The sequence below is a fragment of the Deinococcus planocerae genome (assembly GCF_002869765.1).
GTDB lineage: Bacteria > Deinococcota > Deinococci > Deinococcales > Deinococcaceae > Deinococcus > Deinococcus planocerae.
In genome coordinates this window covers 69,466-89,255 of the sequence record NZ_PNOR01000019.1, presented here as the reverse complement: position 1 = coordinate 89,255, position 19,790 = coordinate 69,466, and the positions used below count along the sequence as shown (strand labels likewise).

The following is a 19,790-nucleotide window of genomic DNA, read 5'->3' as shown; positions in this document are numbered from 1 at the left end:
TCATCAGGAGCTGCACGAAGGCGTTGGGCACGTTGATCGCCGCGGACAGCACCTGCGGGTTCACGAAGAGGATGTAGCTCATCGTGAGGAAGGTCGTCAGGCCCGCCCTCATCTCGCGCGAGACGGTTGAGCCCGAGGCGCTCAGGCCGAAGAAACGGTCGAGGCCGGAACGGCCCACGGGCTGGGGGGTGGAGGCGTCGGACATGAGAACACTCCTGAAGGCGGGGAAGAGGGCTCGGGGGGCGCGGGCCGGAGGACGGGGCCCGGCGACGGCCCGCGTCCAGCGTTCAGGGTAGTCGTCCCGAGAGGAGACCCGCGCGAGTCGTCTGGAGGCTTGGGGCCCCGGCGCCTCGTCCCCGGGAGGAGCGCTGACTCCGGCGTTCAGCCTGAACGGCGGCCCCTGCGCGTCGGCTTCTCCGAGGGCTCCTTCTCGTGCAGGAGGCGGTCGAGCTCTTCGAGCAGTTCCTCGACGCGGACGCGGCGTTCCCCGGGCAGGGCCGTCAGGAAACGCTTGCGGCCCAGCGTGCGCACGATGGCCTGACGTCGCCCCTCGGCGGGCCCCTCGCCCCGGCGCGGGCGGGCGGCCTCGGTCAGGGCGGCGACCGTGGCCCCCTCCCGGGCGAGGGTGAGGAGCCGGGCGCGCTCCCTGGCGTCGGCCACCCCGCCCACGGCCAGCGCCTTGCGGTAGTCGAGGCCCTGACGCACGGCGGCCTTCACGTCGGGGGGGAGGTTGAGCACCCGGCCCTTGTTGCGCAGGAAGGATTGCCACTTCTCGCCGCCCAGCCGGGCAAAGGCCGCGTCGAGCTGGGAGACGCCCTCCGGGTCCTCCTCCGGGTGGTCGAGCAGGTGGCGCAGCCGGGTCATGACCTCTTCGTCGGGCAGGCCCAGGGCGAGGGCGGCGATGCGGCGCTTGGCCTCCACCTCCTCGACGGGGTTGAGGTCCTCGCGCAGCAGGTTCTCCACCGCGGAGGCCGCCGCCGCCTGATCGTCGGTGAGGTCGCGGATGTAGGCGGGGATCTCGGAGAGCCCGGCGAGCCGCGCCGCGCGCCAGCGCCGCTCCCCGGCGACGATCTCGTACCCCCCGCCCTCCCGCGGACGGACGAGGACGGGTTGCAGCACCCCGTTCTCGCGGATGCTCCCGGCGAGGTCTTCCAGGCTCGCCCCGTCGAACTCGCCGCGCGGCTGGTACGGGGTGGGGGAGAGGGCGTCCAGGGGAAGGGCGCGGAGCTGGTCGCGGCTGGTGAGGTCGGCGGCCCCGTCGGGCCCCAGCAGGGCGCTCAGGGTCGCCGAGGCGTCGAAGCGGCGCCTAGCCACGGTTCACCGTCACCCGCAGCCCGGTGTGGTCGGCGATCTCCTGGGCGAGGCCGCGCACCTCCTGCGCCGCCGGGCTGTTCGGGGCGAAGACGCCCAGGGGCTCCCCGGCCCCCGCGCTGTCGTTCCAGGTCGCCGGGCGGTAGTTCAGCGGCTGCGCGAGCGGCTGGAGCTGAGACCTGAGTGCCGCCAGAACCTCCCGGTCGTGGCTGTTGCGGCTGTCGTACAGGGTGGGCACGAAGAGACCGACCCGCAGCTCCGGGCGCAGCCGCCGGTAGGTGTTCAGCGCGGCGAGCACCCCGGGGAGGCCGCTCAGCCCCTTGGCGCGGGTGGGCACCGGCACGACGAGCTGGTCGGCGGCGAGCGCGGCGAGCACCGCGAGCTTGCCCAGGCTGGGCGGGCTGTCCACGAGCACGAGGTCGTAGCGCTCCCGCACCCCGTCCAGCGCGTAGCGCAGGTTGAGGGTGGCCCCCTCCTGCGCCATCATCTGCCCTTCGGAGAGCGCCATGTGCAGGTTGCTGGGAATCAGGTCGAGCCCGTGCGCCCGCAGCGGCCCCGGCAGCCTCGCGTCGCCGCTGACCGCCACCGCGAACGCCGTCTGCTCGTCGGGCACCAGAGGGTGCCCCAGCCAGGCGCTGAGGTTGGCCTGGGGGTCGAGGTCGATGAGCAGCACCCGCAGCCCCGCCTCGGCGAGCGCGTGCCCGGTGTTCAGCGCCAGGCTGGTCTTCGCCGCCCCGCCCGCGTGGTTGAAGAAAGTCAGCGTGAGCATCTGCCCACAGCATAGGCCGGGAGGCCGAGGCACGTCCCGTCTTCACGTGAAGACGGCCCGGGGTGGGGGGGCCCACAAGCGCCTCTGCGGGGCGTTGCGGCGGGTGGGGACCGGGTTTCGCTCATGTCGTCCTCCGAAAGACCCTTATCCTCAGGCGTGCTTCGTCGGCCCACGACCCGTTCCGGCAGCGGGGGAGACTGACTCCCGTGCCCGCGCGCCCGCCTCACCCCGCCCGGCTGGGGGCGCTCTACCTCCTGGCCTGGCTGGCGCTCGACGTGGTGTCGCAACGCTTCAACGCGGCCCCGGGCGTGTCGGTGTGGTACCCGCCGTCCGCGCTCGACTACGTGCTCTTGCTCGTCTTCGGGCTGCGCTTCTGGCCCTTTCTGGTGGTGAGCAGCCTGCTGCACCAGGCGCTGGTGGTCGAGCAGCCGCTGCCGCCCACGCCGCTGCTCGCCTTCCTGGCCGTGACGGTGGGCGGCACGGTCCTGGCCTGCCGGGTGCTGAGGGGTCTGCGCTTCGATCCGCGGCTCTCCCGGCTGCGCGACGTCCAGCTTTTCGTGGTGGTGGCGATGGTGGCGGCTCCGCTCGCCGTGGCCGCCCTCCAGGTGCTCACCCTGGCCGGGGCCGGGGCCCTGGTCTGGCCGAGGGTGGACGAGCGCATCCTGCAACTGTGGGCGGGGGCCGCCACGGGAACCGGGCTGCTCGCGCCGCCCCTGCTGCTGCTCCTGCGGCGCTGGCCGGGGGTCTGGGCCGCCCCGTCGCCCGAGGGGACCGATCCCGAGCCGCCCCCCGAGCCCGACCCGGCGCCGCCCCCTCCCCGCTGGCGGCGCGTGCTGGGGGGGCTCGCCGAGGTCGGGCTCGGGTTGACCGCGCTGTGGGTGGGGTACGGGGGGCCGCGCAGCACCACGCTCGACTTCAGCTACGCCCTGTTCGTGCCGCTGCTGTGGACGGCGACCCGCCACGGCTTCGGGCGCACGGCGCTGGCGGTGCTCGGCCTGAATGTGGGCGTCGCGCTGCTCACCGGGAGCCGGGAGGTCCGGGAGACGGGCGGGCTCGCCCTGCAATTCGGCCTCCTCACCCTCACCGTCTCGGGGCTCTTGCTGGGCGCCGTGCTGCGCGAGCGGCGGCGGCTGACCGCCCACCTGGCGTACCTGGCCCTGCACGATCCTCTCACCGGCCTGGGCAACCGCCGCCTCTTTCAGGAGCGGGTGGCGCGCGCCCTGGAGGACGGGCCCGCCCCGGCGCGTGTGGCGGCGCTCCTGATGGACCTCGACAACTTCAAGGCGATCAACGACAGCCTGGGGCACGGAACCGGGGACGAGGTGCTGCGCGCGGTGGGCGGGCGCCTGAAGGCGGGCCTGCCCGCGGGCGCCACAGTGTCCCGCCTGGGCGGGGACGAGTTTGCGGTGCTGCTGCCGGGGGTGGGCGGCCCGAGCGAGGCGAGCGAGGCCGCCGAACGGCTGCTGGCGGCCCTGGACACCCCGGTCACGGTGCGGGGCCTGAGCCTGAACGTGGAGGCGAGCGTGGGGATCGCGCTGGGCGGCGGGGAAGACGGCGAGACGCTGCTGCGTAACGCGGACGTGGCCCTGTACCGCGCCAAGGCGGAGCGGCGGGGTCGCGCGCAACTGTTCGACGCGTCCATGCACGCGGCGGTCGTGGCGGACATGGAGCTGGAGGCCGAGTTGCGCACGGCGCTGGCGCGGGAAGACTTCGAGCTGCGCTACCAGCCCCTCGTGGACGTGCACACCGGGCGGGCGCGGGGGGTCGAGGCCCTGGTGCGCTGGCCACACCCCACCCGGGGCCTCCTCACGCCCGAGGCCTTTCTGGGCGTGGCCGAGGAGACGGGGCTGGTGGTGCCGCTGGGCCGCTGGGTGCTGCGCGCGGCCTGCCGCGAGGTCGCGGGGTGGACGGGGGCTCCGGGCGAGGAGCCCCCCAGCGTGGGCGTCAACCTCACCGCCGCCCACCTCGCTCAGGCGGACGTGGTGGAGGACGTCGCCGCGGCCCTGCGCGAGGCGGGACTCGCCCCGGGGCGCCTGATGGTCGAACTCACGGAAAACGTCCTGATGAGCGACGTGGAGGCGACCCTGCATACCCTGGGGGCGCTGCGTGACCTCGGCGTGCGCCTCGCGGTCGACGACTTCGGCACCGGGTACTCCAGCCTGAGCTACCTGCGCCACTTCCCCATCGACGACCTCAAGGTGGACCGCTCCTTTATCGCGGGCCTCGGCCACGACAAGACGGGCACCGAACTCGCCCGCGTGATCGCCGTTCTCGGTCACACCCTGGGCCTGAACACGGTCGCCGAGGGGGTCGAGACCGCCGACCAGTACGCCGAGGTGCGGGCCCTGGGCTACGCGATGGCCCAGGGGTACTACATCGCCCATCCCCTCCCCGCCGCCGAGGCCCGCGCCCTCCTCGCGCAGGAGGAACCGCTCGTTTCGCGGGGCACCTGACACCCACCACAGGGGAGAGGAGAGGGGCCGCTTCCCCTGCCAACCACCCCTTCGCCGGGCCCCGAAAGTGACCGAAAACGCCCGAATCCCCTGAGACACAGTTGTGGGATTCGGGCGTTTCGCCTGAGACACAGTTGTGGGATTCGGGCGTTTTGCCTGAGACACACTTGTGGGATTTGGGGTCGCCCGCCTGAGACACAGTTGTGGGATTCAGGCAAAACACCACAACTATGTCTTAGAGAGCCCCTGAGACACACTTGTGGTGTTTGCTGAGACACACCTGTGGTGTTTTCGGACCCCCCTGAGACACACTTGTGGTGTTTCGGGCCGCTGCCTGAGACACACTTGTGGTGTTTACTGAGACACACCTGTGGGAAAACGGGGGGTATGCGCCCTCCTGGCGCGGGTATGCAGGCGCCCTCTGGTGGTGTTTCATCAATATCTTTTAACAGATCTTTTTATCTTTAAACCTCCTATTCTGTTCACCACCAGGGAGGCCCATGAACGACTTCAAGCCCGCGCGGTTCGATGACCTCAACTGGGGCCGCCTGAATCTGGTCTCGGCGCAGGACTCGGTGGAGGGCCAGCATTCCTGGCGGGTCACCTTTACCCAGGGGGACCGGGTGGTGCGGGTGGGGTGCCGGGCGCTTCCGGAGCTGGGGATTCCACACGGCATCGACAACGACGTGAGCAGCGCCCTGATCGATCACTACATGAGCAGCGGGCTCCCGGAAGACGGGGAGATGAGCCTGGCGGTAACGGACCTGCTGCGGCTGGCGGGATTTCACCGCAACGGGCGGTACCGGACGATGCTCGCCGAAAGTCTCGACCGCCTGCACACGACCTCGTACGAGATCAGCGGGGGGTGGCGCGACCACCCCAACCGGCGCTGGACGACCGCCAAGTTCCACTTCATCGAGCTGCTGGAATACACCCACCACGGCGAGTCGGGCCGTTTCGACGACCGCAGTATGCTCCGGCTGCGCCTCGCCGAGCCGCTCGTCGCGTCCCTGCGCAGCGGGTACACCAAGCCGCTGAACATCGAGTTCATGCAGTCCCTGTCGCGGCCCCGCACCCGGATCATCTTCCGGCTGCTCGACGCGATGCGCTACAACCCCGAGCGGCCCGACGAGGTGATCGACGAGTACGAGGTCGGGCTGATCGAGTGGGCCGACCAGTGCAAGCTCCCCAACGGGCGCCCGGACGTGGTGCGCCGCGCGCTGGAGGGCCCGCACGAGGAACTGCTGCGGCGCGGCTACCTGCGCAGCGTGACCCTGGATGGCCGCGGTAAGAAACAGCGGTTGCGCTACGAGTTCTCGCCCGAGTTCACGCCGATCAGCCCGGCGCTGCTCCACCGTCTCCGGGCGCACGGGGTCGCGGATGGGATCGCCCGGCAGCTCACCCGGCAGTACACGACCTCGGTCCTGATGACGCGGATCGAACGGTTCGAGCGCCTGCTCCGCGCGGGCCTCCTCAAGGTTCGCAAGACGCCCGCGCACGCCCTCGTCCACCTGATTCGGCACCCCGACCAGTACCCCGACCCTACCTCGGGCCGGGTGCTGGAGGCCGCGCCCACGGCGGCGGTGCAGCGTACCCCTCCCCAGGCCGCCGAGGAGAGCGGCGTGGACGTGACCGCGGAGTTGCGCGGCCTGGACCTCGCCGAGGCGGCCTCGTTCACCACCAAGCGCGTCTCCCTGCTCTACCACCGCAAGTTCACCGCCGCCGAACTCGACACCCTGCGTCACCTCGTCACGACGGGGGACTTGGACGGTGCGGTCCTTCTCACGGAGGCGCACGCGCGGCTGGCGCGGATGGACGCCCAGGGATTCGTCGACGATCTCAAAGACCGTCTGAGGGTGCCCGCCTGAGACATACCTGTGGGATTCGGACGGGGTTCAGGGGGCGGAAACGGTGTGCCGAGCCTCGCAGGAGCCCCCCCGGTAGCCGAACAGCCCTCACAGGCGCTGGGAGCCACGAGAAGGCTCAGGTGAGTTTCCGAGACACCCGAAGTCCGCAACGGGTCCCGGCGGGCCGTCAAGGGCCGTCTCAGAGTCAGCCGGGCCTGAGCTGAGAAGAAAGCCTCCTGACCTGTCCCTCCTGTAAGACTTCTGCGGCGAAGAGCCCCCTACCCTGACCCCACATGGTCGCGTCGCTCCCTGCCGAAGAAGAACTCGCGCGCCTGGAGGCGGTCGCGCGCTACGCCATCCTCGATCCCCTGCCCGAGACGGCCTTCGAGCGGCTGGCCCAGCTCGCCGCGCAGTTTTTCCGCGTGCCGGTCGCGCTCGTGAACATCGTGACGGCGGACAGCTCGTGGAGCAAGGCGTGCGTGGGGGTGGACCTGCGGCGGCTCGACCGTCAGCTCTCCTTTTGCGCCCGCACCATCGAGCAAAACGGGGTTCTCGTCTCCCTCGACCTCGCGCTCGACCCCCGCTTCACGGGGCATCCCCTCGTCGCCGGGCCGGGCGGCTTCCGCTTCTACGCGGGCGCGCCCCTCCAGACGCCCGACGGGCACAACGTCGGCACCCTATGCGTGCTCGACCACGCGCCGCGCGCCGAGGTCACGCAGGTCGAGCGCGAGGCCCTGGTGAACCTCGCCGCCCTCGCCGTGGACGAGCTGGAGCTGCGCCGCGCTCGCCTGGAGGCCGAGCGCGAGGCCGCCACCCGCCAGCGGCTCGTGGACGAGCTGCGCCGCGCCACCGCCCACGCCGAGACCCTCGCCGCCGTCTCCGCCCTCGCCGACCTCGACCTCGACCCGGACGCCCTCGTGAAGTCCGCCGTCGCCCTCCTCGCCTGCGTCTGCCCCCTCGACTGGGCCGGGCTGGTGCGCGAGGAGGAAGGACGCCTCGGGGTCGAGACGGCCTGGCACCCCCCCGGAACGAGCGGGGAGATGCCCGCTCCCCCCGAGGCGCTCAGGAGGGCCGTGAAGGCCCGGCTCGGTCGCGGCGCGGCCTGGGAGGCGCCCACCTTCTTCGAGGGGCCTCCACGGGCTTCCCAGGCGTCGCACGGGGCACCTGCGGAAATCGGGCCGACTCCCGGCGGCGTGCCGGGGGCGGTTCTGGCCCCGCTGGGGTCGCTGGGGGGCACCCGGTACCTGCTCGTGGCGGCCCGACTCACCCCGCGGCCCTGGAGCCGGGCGGACCGGGACCTCTTCGGGGTCACGTCCCGAACGGTCGCGGGGGCGCTGCTGCGCCAGGAGCGCGAGGGGCGGATGCTTCAGGAGGCCCGGCGCGACGCCCTGACCGGGCTGGGCAACCGCCGCGCCCTCGACGCCGCGCTGGAGGAGGCCGGGCCGCCGCGCGCCCTGGCGGTGCTCGACCTCGACGGCTTCAAGGGAATCAACGACCGCGAGGGCCACGCCCGGGGCGACGTGCTGCTGCGCCTCTTCGCCGGGGCGCTTGCGGCGGAGCTGCCGCCCGGGGGGACCCTCTTCCGCCTCGGCGGGGACGAGTTCGTGCTGCTGCTCGAAGGGGTGACGGACGCCGAGTGTGCCCAGGCCGCCGTGTTGGAGGGGGTGGACGCGGCGGTCGCGGCCTCGCGCGCGGCGGGCTTCCGGGAGGTGGGCGCCTCCTTCGGGGTGGCGCTGTGGCCGGGAGAGGCCCGGGGGGCGAAGGCGGCCCTGCGCCTCGCCGACGAGCGGATGTACGCGGACAAGCGGCGCCGTGCCGGGCTCCGGGGGGGCTGAGGACGGGTTCCCCACAGCTCCGCCTTAATTCCTCGGCAACCCTTGAGGGTGGAGACATGGTGGGGGGGCGGGGCTTCTTCTACTCTCTTTCTCATGCCCCCCGACGCCCACCGCGCCGCCTACGTCCTGCCCCTCCAGCCGGAAGACGGGTACCGCCACCTGCTCGACGCCATGCCGGTGATGCTCTGGACGGCGAACGCGGCGGGGGCCTGGAAGCATGTGAACCGCGCCTGGACCGAGTACACCGGGCTGCTCGGGGGCAGCCGCGGCTTCGGTTTCGAGGAGGCGCTGCACCCCGACGACGAGGCGAGGACCCTGACCGTCTGGAGACGGGCCGTCGACCACGAGGAGAACTACGAGATCGAATATCGCCTGCGCCGCCAGGACGGGGTACACCGCTGGTTTCTGGTGCGGGGGGTGCGGGTGGCGGATGACGCGGGCCGCAACATCGCCTGGGTGGGCACCTGCACCGACATCGAGGATCAAAAGCGCGCCGAGGAGGAGGCCACCCGGGCGCGCGAGGCGGCGGTGCGCGCCCTGGGGCTCGCGCTGGAGGCCCGCGACCGTGAGACCAAGGGCCACACCGACCGGGTGACCGCGTGGTCTTCCCGCCTCGGCGAGGCCCTGGGCCTGGACCACCCGGCCCTGGAGGCGCTGCGGCTGGGGGCCTACCTCCACGACCTGGGCAAGCTCAAGGTCCCCGACACGGTGTTGCTCAAGCCCGGTCCCCTCGACGCGGCGGAGTGGGAGGCGATGCGCGCCCACCCCCAGGAGGGCGAACGCTTCGCCGCCGCGCTGGGCTTCATCCCCGGCCCCGCCCTCGACCTGATCCGCGCCCACCACGAGCGCTGGGACGGCTCGGGCTACCCGCACGGCCTGGGCGGGGGGCACATCCCCCTCCTCGCGCGAATCTTCACCGTGGTCGACGTGTACGACGCCCTGATGAGCGAGCGGCCCTACAAGCGGGCCTGGACGGCGGACGAGGCCCTGGAAGAACTCCGGGCCCAGGCGGGTCGCCAGTTCGACCCCGGGGTCGTCGCCGCCTTCCTGCGCCTGCTGGAGACGGAGGGGGCGGAGGCGATGGGCCGATCCTAGCGGAGGGTCAGGGGGACGTCGGTTGCAGGCCCCCCGCGTCCCTCGCCGAGCTGGAGAACGGCGAGCCCCAGTTCCCGGGGTTCGGGCCGGGTTGTGACGGAGGGCACCGGGGCCCCCTGGGGCACCCCACCCGCCTCGGCGAGGGTGGGGCGCGGGCCGCCGGGGAAAAAGCGCAGCACCGGAGGGGAGGCCTCCCCGGCGGGGCTGGCCCTGCGCCGGGCCAGCGCCTCCCGCACGAGGCGGACCTGCTCCGCGTCGGCCTGAGCCTGGGTGAGGGGGTCGGTCATGCGGCGCAGTCTGACGGGGGGCTGATCACAACTTTCCTACAGGCCGGTCAGCTCCAACCGACGGGGCAGCCCCTCCGTGGAGATGGGACCGCGCCAGGACGCGTATGCCCAGCCCGACGTGCCCACCCGCCACACGCGCCGGGCCTAGCCCCGCCGAGCCGGGCCCAGCGTCACCCCGCCTCCTCGGCGGACACGACGTCCGCCTGGTCGGAGGGGATGCGGGCGAGGTGCTCGGTCATCGCCCGCTCGGCCTCGGCCAGCTGAGAGTCGGGTAAAGGCCGCCTCCCCCTTGCCTACCGCCGCCCGCCCCGGCCCCGGGGACGCTGCGGCCCCACCCGGCCCCCGCCGACCCCGGCAGCCTGCGAGGTCTCGCGCTGAGCCCGGGGCTGCCGGTCCTGCTGCCGCCCGCCCTGCCCCTCCTGCCGGGGAGCGGCCCGGTTCTGGCCTTGAGGACCTGCCCCATTGCGGCCCGAGCCGCCGCGCCCCTGGCCCCGGTCTTCGACCCCGTTGCCCGAGCCGCGGCCCTGCTTTTCCTGGATGTCGCGGTCGATCTGGCCTTCCTCCGGGGTGAGGGGGGGCTGGAGGGCGGCGGGCAGGCCCCGGCGCACGCTCTGCCACAGGCCGCGCTGCTCGGGAATGAGCATGACGAGGTTGACCCCCGGCCTCCCGGCTCGGGCGGTGCGGCCCGAGCGGTGAACGTGGTCCTCGGCGGTGGAGGCCACGTCGAGGTGCAAGACGAGCCGGACCTCGGGGAGGTCGATGCCGCGCCCGGCGATGTCGGTGGCGACGAGGACGCGCGACCGGCCCTCGCGCAGCTCTTTCATGGTGTGCTCGCGCTTTTTCTGGTCCATGTTGCCCTGGAGGGGGCTGACGATCTCGCCGGGCAGGAGGTCGGCGAGCCGCTCCGCCCGGCGCTTGACGAGCGCCTTCGTGCGGCAAAAGATCACCACGCAGCCGCCGGGCTCGCGCAGGGCCTCGCGCGTCTTGCGGGCCGCGATCTCCAGCAGGTCCGCCCGCGTCGTGTGGATCAGGAGGTGGGTGGCCCCGGTCGCCCCGCCGAGCACGTCGCCGCTGCGCTGCAAGTCGCCTGCCGGGCGCGCGGGGGCCACGTCGATGCGCGCGGGCCCGTGCATGAAGCGCTCGGCCACCTCGCGGATCGCCGCCGGGAAGGTCGCCGACGCCATCGCGATCTGGAGGGTCCGCCCCCCCACCGCCGTCTGCGCCGCCCCCAGGATGTCGCCCACGTCCTTGAGAAAGCCCAGCGAGAGCAGCTCGTCCGCCTCGTCGAGCACGGCGTAGCGCAGCCCGGCGAGGTTCAGTTCGCCCCGGGTGATCAGGTCCTTGAGGCGGCCCGGCGTGCCCACGATCAGGCCCTTGCCGCTCGCCTCGGCGCGGGTCGCCCCCGGGGTGATGCCCCCGGTGATGCGCCCGGCGGGCATGCCGAGTTCGCGCGCCACGTCCCGGATCTGCACGGCGAGTTCGCGGGTGGGCGTGATGACGAGCACCTCGGGCCTCAGCCCGCGCGTGGGGGTGGTGCCGATGCCGCGGGCGGCGGCGGGGATCAGGAAGGCCAGCGTCTTGCCGCTTCCGGTCCGCGCCGTGGTGATCACGTCCCGCCCCTCCAGCAGCACGGGGATCGCCTGCGCCTGCACGGGGGTGGGGGTGCGGTCCCCCAGCAGCGCCTGCCAGGAGGGAGCCTCCGCCCGGCTGGGCGCCTGCCCCTCCTCGGGACGGGGCTGGGCGGAACTCGGCCCCGGGTCCGGCGTGCCGCGCCCCCGACCTCCGCGTCGGCGGCGGGAGGTGCGGGTCTGGTCGGTGCTGGCCTGGGCTTCGGGCGTGGTCTGGTCGGCGGCTCGGGGCTCGCGTTGGTCCTGGGTCTGGGTCATGGGGTCCTGTCCGGGGCCACCCGTGCGGGCGGGTCCTGGCCCCATCATGCCTGCCGGGAGCCCCCCGAAACGAGAGGCGGTCCACGTACGTCCCCCACTTGACTCTCCCCAAGGGGCAGACCCGACACTGCCGGACATGAACGAGGCGCCGACCCATGAGCGGCTCTCCATCGGGGCCTTCGCCCGCGAGGCGCGGCTGACCGTCAAGGCGCTGCGGCTCTACGACGCGCTGGGGCTGCTCTCGCCCGACCACGTGGGCCCCGCGAGCGGCTACCGCTCCTACACCGCCGCCCAGCTTCCGCGCGCCCACCTCATCGCCCTGCTGCGGCAGCTCGGCATGCCCCTGGCGCGCGTCGCGGGTGTGCTCGACCTGCCGGGGCCCGAGGCGGCGCGGGTGATCGGGGCGTACTGGCGCGAGGTGGAGCGCGAGGCGGTGACAAAGCGGCGGCTCGTTCATTACCTGGAGACGTTCCTCTCCGGGAAGGGAGACACCATGTACGAGGTCCACATCCGAGACGTCCCCGAGCAAAAGGTCCTCACCCGGCAGCGTTCCCTGCTCGTCGGCGAGCTGCCCGCTTTTCTGGACGCGGCCCACCGCGACCTGTACGGGGCCCTCGCCGCCTCGGGCCTGCGCGCGGGCGAGCGCTCCTTCGTGATCTACCACGGGCGGGTGGACGAGGAAAACGACGGCCCCGTCGAGGTCTGCGTCCCCTTCGATGGTGTTCTCGAACCGCGGGGCGAGTTGCGCATCCGCCTCGAACCCGCCCACCAGGAGGTTTACACCACGGTCACCAAGGCCCAGTGCGAATTTCCCGGCATCCTGGAGGCGTACGACGCGGTGTTCGGGCACGCCCAGGCGCAGGGCCTGCGCGGGTCGGCCTCCCCCCGCGAGGTGTACTTCGTCCCGGAGAGCGCGGTGGGGGAGGGCGACCCCTTCTGCGACGTCGCCCTCCCTGTCCGGGAGGAGGGCCGCGCCCAGGGGTAGGCCCCGGGACACGGCGAGAGGTCCCTGAGCGGCGGGGACCTCTCGCCGCATCCCACAGAGCCAGAGGCCGACCATCAACGTCGAGCTTTCGACTCGCCCTCGCCCGCGATCACCTCCAGACCCTCCACGAGGGGACGCCACGTGACCGGAAGGCCCGCGCCGTCCTCTCCGGGCGAGACCCCCGTCCCCGCCTTACCTGACGACCCCAGACCCTCCGGGGAGAGGGCGCCCCTTCCCCGGAGGGGGCGTTTGCTTGGAAGCTGTTACAACTTTTCCCGAGTGACCTTCACATGAACTTCACGGCGGCTACAGGCGCTTCCCACCGAAGGTCAACGCTTGCACGCGCTGGACGGGGTAGGCTGGCCCTGTCAGCTTTTGGTCAGCTTGGGAGTCCAGGGAGGAGCGGCGGATGCAGGAATGGAGCGAACGGTATGTGCGGCGGCTTTACGAGGTGAGCCGGGACCGCTATGCCCCCGCGCTTGCCACGTTCGCCGCCGGGTGGCTGGACGACCTCGCCGGGCAGCCGCGCGGGGTGGCCCTGTGCCTCGGGCGGGACGGAATCGCGCCCTTCGTGGCGGCCCAGACCCTGCTGCGCGCGGCGCCGCGCCGCTTCCGGGGCGTGCACCCGCGCCGGGTGACCCTGGCGTACGTCTCGCGCCCGCTCGCGCAGGCCGCGGCGACGGACGCGGCCCAGGCCCGGCTCCTCGACCGCTACCTGCACCGCCGCGGCGTGTCGGGGCGGCACCCCCTCACGGTGGTGGACGTGGGCATCCACGGCAGCATCCAGGACTGTCTGCAACGGCTCTACCCCGACCGCCCGGTGCGCGGCCACTACCTCGTCCTGCGGCGGCGGCACGCAGACCCCAACGGGGCGGCCAAGCGCGGCTTCCTCGCGGACCTCGACGTGGCCCCGCCCGCGCCCCTGGGCCTCGCGCCGTCCTGGCCCCCGCCGCCGGGGTGGGAGGTGGGGGGCACGCTGCGGACCGGGGAGGTCTGCTTCCTGCGCCCACGTTCCATCCACGTTCTCGAGGACCTCTGGAACGGGGTGGGCGGCTCGGCGGCGGGATTGCGGGAGGAGGGCCGGGGGGGGCGCGTCGTCGTGGTGCGCCCGCGGGACACGCCCGAACTCAGCCTGGGGGCGCCGCCCCTGCCGCCCCGCACCCGCGCCCGGCTCAAGCGGGCCGCCCTGCGGGGGATCGCCGACGGGGTGGCGCGGGCGTGTCGGGGGGGCGCGCCCCCGGACGACGTGCCCGGGGCCGTGCGCGAACTCGCGGCGTGGTTCCGGGACCTGGAGCAGCCCGCGCCGCTCGACGCCCATCTCCTCGACCTCCTCGTCCGCCGCCGGGCGGGGCAGAGCGCGGACGAGTGGGAGGGGTAAGCCCTCTTTCAGCAAAGGAGAAGATCATGTCACACCGCAGCCAAAAAGAACGCAGCGAACGCGAGGGCGAGACGGGAGGCCGGATGGTCCGCGCCCGCGCCACCCTGGAGGTGGGGGAGGCCGCCACCCACCTCGAAACGCTCGCCCAGGCCCTGCGCGCGGGCGGCGTCACCATCCGCCGCGGCCAGGAACTCGCCGCCCTGCGGGTGGGCGAACGCGCCGAACTCAAGCTCGAGGCCGGGGAGGAGGGCGGCGAGAGCGTCTTGAAGCTCGAAGTCCGCTGGGAGACCCCCCAGCCCGAGGAACGCCTGGAGATCACGCCGGGTGTCGAAGCGGCGGGCGGCGGGCAGAGCGGCCCCCCCGGCGGCCAGGCGGGGCAGGCCAGCCAGGACGGGCCGAGCGGTCCAGGCGGCCAGGGCACCCAGAGCGGCTCAGGTCGCCGACCGGGCAGCCAGGGTCGGCAGGGCGGCCAGCCCTCCGGGGAACAGGCGTCTGGCTCCGAAGGGTCCTGAGTCCCTTGCCGGGCAGGTGAGGGGGTGAGCCCGCCCCCCCGCCTGCCGCCCGGCTGGTCCCCCGACTGGGAGGCGGCCCCGCCCGTGGTGCGCCGCCTCGCCCACCCGCAGACGGCGACCGAGCTGCTGGGGCCCCTCCTGGGGGGGGTGCAGGTCCGGGAGGTCACCCCGTTGCGCGAGCACGCGGGAAGCCGCTGGACCCTGCGCCTCGCGGCCCGCTCGGAGGGAGGGGAGCGGCCCCTCGTCGCCAAGGTGTACGCCCGCGAGCGCCCCGACGTCGCCCGCACCCTCGCCGCCCTGCGCCGGGGCGGGCTGGGGGGGCCCCTCGGGGTCCCGGCGCCCCTCGTTTACGCGCCCGGGTGGCGCCTGCTGCTCGTGGAGGAAGCGCCCGGCGTGCCCGCCCGCGACCTCCTGCGGCGGGGCGAGCCCGGGGTGGGGGAGCGGGCGGCGGGGTGGCTCGCCGCCCTGCACGGCCCCGGCGCGCCTCTGCCCTCCGCCTACCGGATGCGCGACCCCCTGCCCCAGGCCCGGCGCTGGGCGGCGGCGCTCGGCGAGCACGCTCCCCCCCTCCGGGACACCGGGCGGCGCCTCCTCGCCCGCCTGGAAGCGGCGCAGCCCGTGTGGCCGCCCCCGCCGCACCTGATCCACGGCGATTTCGTCGCCTCCCACGTCTTCCTGACCCCGGCCCGGACCACCGTGATCGACTGGGACTCCTGGGGCGTCGGGGACCCTGCCCAGGACGCCGGGCGCTTCCTGGGGTCGCTGCGCCACCTCGCGGCCCGTGACCCGGCCCTCGCCGGACCGGTGGCCGAGGAGGCGCAGGCCTTCACGTGCCGTTACCTGGAAGCCGTCCCCGCCGCCCGGCGCGCCCTGCCCTTCTACGAGGCGCTGGCCTGTCTGCGCAAGGCGGCCCGCCTCGCCGCCAAGGGGAGACCGGGCCGGACGGCCCACGCGGCGGCCCTGCTCGGCGCGGCGGGGCGGGCGCTGGGCAGTTGAGGGGGCTGCGGGAGGCCGAAGGCCCTCCGCCTCCCGCTACCCCAACGGCGTCTCCCGGATGAAGGCCGCCACCGCCCGCCCGATCTCCTGCGGCGAGTCCTCCTGGAGGAAGTGCCGCCCCGCCACCGTCACCTCCCGCTGATTCGGCCACGAGCGGCAGAACTCGCGCTGGCGCCCGACGAGGATGGAGCCGGGCTCGGCGTTGACGAAGAGCTTGGGCACCGGGCTGACGCTCAGCCACGCGCCGTAAGCCTCCACCCGGGCCACCACGTCCTCCGGCACGCCCTCGATGGGCAGTTGCCGGGGAAAGGTGAGCATGGGCCGCCTCGCCTCGCCGGGCTCGCGGAAGGGGGCGCGGTAGGCCTCCAGCTCCTCCTCGCCGAGGGGGCGGATCACCGACGAGGGCAAAATCCGCTCGACGAAGACGTTTTTCTGGAGGATGATCTCCTCCCCGCCGGGGCCGCGCATCGCCCGGAAGATGCCCCGCCCGCCCGGGTCCCAGTCGTCCCAGCCCAGCGGCGTCACGATGGTCTCCATGTACGCGAGCCGGGCCACCCGCTCCGGATGCCGCCGCGCCCAGTCAAACCCCAGCGCCCCGCCCCAGTCGTGGAGCACGAGCGTGACCTGTCGCAGGTCGAGTGCGCCCAGCCACGCGTCGAGGTAGCGGGCGTGATCCGCGATGGTGTAGCTCCCGCCTGGCGCCTTCCCCGACTCCCCCATCCCGATCAGGTCGGGGGCGAGGCAGCGCCCGAGCGGCTCGACCTCGGGCAGGACGCTGCGCCACAGGTACGACGAGGTGGGGTTGCCGTGCAGGAAGACGACCGGGGGGAGGTCGCCGCCCGTGTCCACGAAAGCGATCTCGGAGTCGAGGACGGGGAGGCGCCGCCGCGGGTGGGGGTCGGCGGGGGAGGGGAGAGGGGGGCTCGGCATGGGAGGCTCAAGATACCCGCCCGCCTGATCCCGGAGGCGGGGCCAGCGAAAACGCTTAGGGTGGGGACATGCACCTGAACATCGAGGCCGCCTGGACCCGGCTTCAGGGGATGCTCCAGAGCCTGATCGCCGCCATCCCGAACCTGTCGATCGGGGTGGGTGTCTTCGCGCTGTTCCTGTTCGCCGCCGGGTTGGCCCGCCGCGCCGTCCACTCCCTCACCGAGCGGGCGGGGCACCAGCCGGGCACGGCGCTCGTGTTCTCGCGGCTCGCCTCGTGGGCGGTGCTCGCCCTCGGGGGGCTGGTGGCCCTGACGATCATCATCCCCGAACTCAACGCGGCGTCTCTCTTCGGGGCGCTCGGCGTGAGCGGCATCGCCATAGGATTTGCCTTCAAGGACATCTTCCAGAACCTGCTCGCGGGGTTGCTGATCCTCCTGACCCGCCCTTTCCGCATCGGCGACCAGATCGTGAGCGGCGACCACGAGGGCACGGTGGAGGACATCCAGGTTCGCGCCACCTTGATCCGCACCTACGACAACCGCCAGATCGTGATTCCCAACAGCGAGCTGTTCACCAACCGGGTGGTCGTGAACACCGCCTACGAGCGGCGGCGCCTCGACGTGGGCCTCACGGTGGGGTTCGACGAGGACCTCGCCACGGTCAAACGGATCATTCTGGAGGCCGTCGCCGGGCTGAGGGACGTGCTGAAAGACCCCGCCCCCCGGGTCGTCGTGCGCACCTACGACGACCTCGGCGTGAACCTGGAGGTGAGGTTCTGGATCGAGCCCCCCGTGCGCCGCGAGGCGATTCTCGCCCAGGACGAGGTGCTGGAGGCCATCGTGCCCGCGCTGCGGGAGGCCGGGATCACCCCCGCGCGGCCCACCCGGCACGTCCTGCTGCGCCGGGAGGAGGGTGGGCCGCCCCCGGACGAGGCCGGGCAGACCGAGTGGGTGGGGGGAGGGGAGGTCCCCCGGCGGCGGCCCGGATAAAGGCCCGCGCCGGCGCCCGGCGTCAGAGTGTTGTTACCGGCGTGGCCGATACTGCGGGTGAAAAGACGCCGTGCCTGCGCGTCACCCCGACGCCATGACGCGACCCCCCGCCCCCCTTCCCTCCATCTTCACCGACGAGTACGTCCGCGCGCTCGAACGGGTGATCGGGCGCATCCTGCCCGTCGTGGGATCGGCGGAACTCATGCGCGCCGCGCTGGAGTGGGGGCCGCATCCCCTGAGCGCTTGGCTGAATCTGGTGTTCGGGCTGGTGTTCCTGCTGGGTTTTTTCGGGATGCTCGTCTTCCGGCGCTCGCGGCTGCGGGTGATCCGGCTGACCTTTTTCGGGGCGACGGGGGTGGCCCTCGCCTTCGACGCGCTGGGCTTCCAGCTCCTGCCGCCGGGCCTGAGCGTGGAGGACACCGCCTACCTCGTGACGGCCCGCCACATCTACCTGCCGCTGGTCATGATGGTGTGCTCGTGGCTGGTCTTCCCGTCGCCGTGGTCGCAGCGCCTCGCCCTGGGGGTGGGCGTGCTCAGCCTGGGCCTCAAGGCGGCGGCGGGCGTCCAGGCGGTCTTCTCGGGGCTGGCGACCCCCGGCGGGGTGGTGAACCTGCTCGTTCTCCACGCGCTCGTGGTGGGGTCCTTTTACCTCCTGCTCCAGGTGCTCACGGTGGTGTACATGCGCCAGGCGCGGCTGGAGCAAGAACGCGGCGTGCTGGAACGCTTCGCCCACGTGGACGACCTGACGGGGCTGCTCAACCGCCGCGCCTTCGACCACGCCCTCGGCGCCGCCTCCGGGCAGGCCTCCCGCCACCTCGACCCGCTGAGCCTGATCGCCTTCGACCTCGACGCCTTCAAGCGGGTGAACGACGCGTACGGCCACCCGGTGGGAGACCGCGTGCTGCGCGAGCTGGCGGCCCTCGCCCGGCGGGAGCTGCGCGCGGGCGACCTGCTGGCCCGCTGGGGCGGCGAGGAGTTCGTCTGGCTGCTGCCGGGCGCCGACCTGGGGGCCGCCGCCCGCGCCGCCGAGCGCCTGCGCGCCGCCGTGGAGGCCCACGACTTCCGGGTGGGCCGGGTGACCCTCAGCCTGGGGGTGGCGGGGTGGCGGTCCGGCGACGACCCGCAAGCCCTCTTCCGCCGCGCCGACGACCTGCTCTACACGGCCAAACGGGGGGGCCGCAACCGGGTCGAGGTGGACCCGGGACCCCCGCCCTGACCCTCCGGCGCTCAGCGCAGCAGCGACGCCCCGCCGTCCACGTAGATCTCCACGCCCGAAACGTGCCGCCCGAGGTTGGAGGCCAGGAAGAGGCAGGTGTCCGCCACGTCCACGGGGTCGCCCTCACCCTCGTTGAGCGCCGGGCTGCCCTGCGGCAGCTCGACCTCGATGCCGATCTCTTCCGTGTTGCGGTGCTCGGTGCGCTCCTCGATGTTCGTGTGGATCAGGCCCGGGCACACCGCGTTGCAACGAATCCCGTGGCGCCCCAGCTCCAGGGCGATCATCTTCATGAAGGCGACCTGCCCGGCCTTGGAGGTGCTGTAGGCGCTCGCGCCCGGGCTGGAGAAGGTGCGGTTGCCGTTCACGCTGCTCGTGATGATGATGCTGCCGCCGCCCCGCGCCTTGAGGTGCGGCACCGCGAAATGCACGGTGAGGTACGTGCCCTTGAGGTTGATGTCGAGGGTGCGGTCCCACTCCTCCGGCTGGAGCTCGTCGATGGGGGCCCACACCCCGTTGATGCCCGCGTTGGCGAACACGACGTCGAGCCCCCCGAACTGCGAGACGGTGGCCTCGACCGCCGCGCGCACGGCCTGCGGGTCGCTCACGTCGCAGTCCACGTAGGCGGCCTGCCCCCCCGCGGCGACGATCTCGCCCTGCACGCGCGCGCCCTCCTGCGGCTGCACGTCCGCGATCATGACCTGCGCCCCCTCCTCGGCGAACCGCCGCGCCGTCCCCGCCCCGATCCCGCTCGCACCCCCGGTGACGAAAGCGACCTTCCCCTCCAGCATTCCCATAGCGGCCTCCCTTCCCTGCGCCGGGAGCGTACGGGCCCCGGGAACGGCGAGTCAACCTCTCCGGTCGCGGCGCCTTGAGCCTCTCCTTATCTCTGCGGTGGCCCCGGGCAATGATTAAAGAAGTGTTCATCCCCACGTCAGGCTTGGGAGCCCAGACGCGCGGCCTTACGTGCCCCGGACCCCGGGTCCCGGCCCGTCCGGCAACTGGTCTTTCCAGAAACCCCGCGTCTGGGCGCGGCTTGCGGGCGCCATGCCGGAAAGCCACGCCCGGGCGCCCGAGGTGAGCCGGGGCGTAAGGAGCCGCCACGACCCGCGGAGGCGGAGAAAAAGACGGCCTTCACCCGGGACCAAAGCGCGGGAGGGCACATTTGACGGCCTCCGGGGGGCGGTGTACCCTGCCAGCAAGAAAACCCCCTCCTATAAACGCTGAGGCGTTGTCCCGACTGCCGCTGTCTAGCCCGCGCATCCACGCTGCCCCTTTTCGGGGCGGCTTCCCTGACCCTGGAG

The 19,790-nt window shown here is 73.2% G+C and carries 16 protein-coding genes and 1 pseudogene; 10 read left to right on the top strand and 7 right to left on the bottom strand.

The window, feature by feature from the left end:
• From A7B18_RS12440 to A7B18_RS12430, 3 genes and pseudogenes are all read right to left on the bottom strand, one after another.
• Positions 1-205: pseudogene (locus A7B18_RS12440) on the bottom strand (NCS2 family permease); the annotation flags it as partial.
• A 176-nt stretch (positions 206-381) separates the two neighbouring features.
• On the bottom strand, positions 382-1,314 hold the full coding sequence (locus A7B18_RS12435; RefSeq protein WP_102127019.1) for a ParB/RepB/Spo0J family partition protein: 933 nt from the start codon (positions 1,312-1,314) through the stop codon (positions 382-384).
• Entirely contained in the window at positions 1,307-2,080 is a 774-nt protein-coding gene (locus A7B18_RS12430) for a ParA family protein (protein ID WP_102127018.1), read from the bottom strand. The genes A7B18_RS12435 and A7B18_RS12430 overlap by 8 nt, the downstream gene beginning before the upstream one ends.
• Before the next feature lie 206 nt (positions 2,081-2,286).
• Here A7B18_RS12430 and A7B18_RS22895 point away from each other — a divergent pair, with 206 nt between their 5' ends.
• The 4 genes from A7B18_RS22895 (at position 2,287) to A7B18_RS12410 (ending at position 9,310) form a co-directional block, all read left to right on the top strand.
• Positions 2,287-4,533, top strand: coding sequence for a putative bifunctional diguanylate cyclase/phosphodiesterase (locus A7B18_RS22895; protein ID WP_180970139.1), 2,247 nt, complete (start codon positions 2,287-2,289; stop codon positions 4,531-4,533).
• Between the two features lie 500 nt (positions 4,534-5,033).
• Positions 5,034-6,401 carry a replication initiator protein A gene (locus A7B18_RS12420; protein WP_102127016.1) on the top strand — a complete coding sequence of 456 codons (1,368 nt, stop codon included), beginning with the start codon at positions 5,034-5,036 and terminating at the stop codon, positions 6,399-6,401.
• A gap of 272 nt (positions 6,402-6,673) precedes the next feature.
• Positions 6,674-8,215 carry a sensor domain-containing diguanylate cyclase gene (locus A7B18_RS12415; protein ID WP_102127015.1) on the top strand — a complete coding sequence of 514 codons (1,542 nt, stop codon included), beginning with the start codon at positions 6,674-6,676 and terminating at the stop codon, positions 8,213-8,215.
• A 93-nt stretch (positions 8,216-8,308) separates the two neighbouring features.
• Positions 8,309-9,310 (top strand): HD domain-containing phosphohydrolase, encoded by a 1,002-nt coding sequence (locus A7B18_RS12410; RefSeq protein ID WP_102127014.1) that lies wholly within the window; start codon positions 8,309-8,311, stop codon positions 9,308-9,310.
• On the opposite strand, the gene A7B18_RS12405 is transcribed toward A7B18_RS12410, so the two are convergent.
• Positions 9,307-9,597: a hypothetical protein gene (locus A7B18_RS12405; RefSeq protein ID WP_102127013.1), complete on the bottom strand. Its 291-nt coding sequence runs from the start codon at positions 9,595-9,597 to the stop codon at positions 9,307-9,309. The two genes, A7B18_RS12410 and A7B18_RS12405, sit on opposite strands and share 4 nt — an antisense overlap.
• Positions 9,598-9,890: 293 nt before the next feature.
• A complete protein-coding gene (locus A7B18_RS12400; protein ID WP_102127012.1) occupies positions 9,891-11,483 on the bottom strand; it encodes a DEAD/DEAH box helicase in 1,593 nt (530 codons plus the stop codon).
• Between the two features lie 136 nt (positions 11,484-11,619).
• On the opposite strand from A7B18_RS12400, the gene A7B18_RS12395 reads away from it, so the two are divergent.
• The 4 genes from A7B18_RS12395 (at position 11,620) to A7B18_RS12380 (ending at position 15,354) form a co-directional block, all read left to right on the top strand.
• Positions 11,620-12,468 (top strand): MerR family transcriptional regulator, encoded by an 849-nt coding sequence (locus A7B18_RS12395; RefSeq protein ID WP_102127011.1) that lies wholly within the window; start codon positions 11,620-11,622, stop codon positions 12,466-12,468.
• Positions 12,469-12,877: 409 nt separating this feature from the next.
• Positions 12,878-13,846 carry a hypothetical protein gene (locus A7B18_RS12390; RefSeq protein WP_102127010.1) on the top strand — a complete coding sequence of 323 codons (969 nt, stop codon included), beginning with the start codon at positions 12,878-12,880 and terminating at the stop codon, positions 13,844-13,846.
• A 26-nt stretch (positions 13,847-13,872) separates the two neighbouring features.
• Positions 13,873-14,358 carry an amphi-Trp domain-containing protein gene (locus A7B18_RS12385; RefSeq protein ID WP_102127009.1) on the top strand — a complete coding sequence of 162 codons (486 nt, stop codon included), beginning with the start codon at positions 13,873-13,875 and terminating at the stop codon, positions 14,356-14,358.
• A 24-nt stretch (positions 14,359-14,382) separates the two neighbouring features.
• Positions 14,383-15,354 carry a phosphotransferase family protein gene (locus A7B18_RS12380; protein WP_102127008.1) on the top strand — a complete coding sequence of 324 codons (972 nt, stop codon included), beginning with the start codon at positions 14,383-14,385 and terminating at the stop codon, positions 15,352-15,354.
• A gap of 36 nt (positions 15,355-15,390) precedes the next feature.
• Here A7B18_RS12380 and A7B18_RS12375 read toward each other — a convergent pair whose 3' ends face one another.
• Complete coding sequence (locus tag A7B18_RS12375; RefSeq protein WP_102127007.1) at positions 15,391-16,284, bottom strand: haloalkane dehalogenase; 894 nt, start codon at positions 16,282-16,284, stop codon at positions 15,391-15,393.
• Positions 16,285-16,352: 68 nt separating this feature from the next.
• On the opposite strand from A7B18_RS12375, the gene A7B18_RS12370 reads away from it, so the two are divergent.
• On the top strand, positions 16,353-17,273 hold the full coding sequence (locus A7B18_RS12370; protein WP_102127006.1) for a mechanosensitive ion channel family protein: 921 nt from the start codon (positions 16,353-16,355) through the stop codon (positions 17,271-17,273).
• Between the two features lie 94 nt (positions 17,274-17,367).
• Positions 17,368-18,489 carry a GGDEF domain-containing protein gene (locus A7B18_RS12365; RefSeq protein WP_102127005.1) on the top strand — a complete coding sequence of 374 codons (1,122 nt, stop codon included), beginning with the start codon at positions 17,368-17,370 and terminating at the stop codon, positions 18,487-18,489.
• A gap of 11 nt (positions 18,490-18,500) precedes the next feature.
• Here the strand turns inward: A7B18_RS12365 and A7B18_RS12360 are convergent, their stop codons facing one another.
• Positions 18,501-19,283 (bottom strand): SDR family oxidoreductase, encoded by a 783-nt coding sequence (locus tag A7B18_RS12360; RefSeq protein WP_102127004.1) that lies wholly within the window; start codon positions 19,281-19,283, stop codon positions 18,501-18,503.
• Positions 19,284-19,790 lie beyond the last annotated feature (507 nt).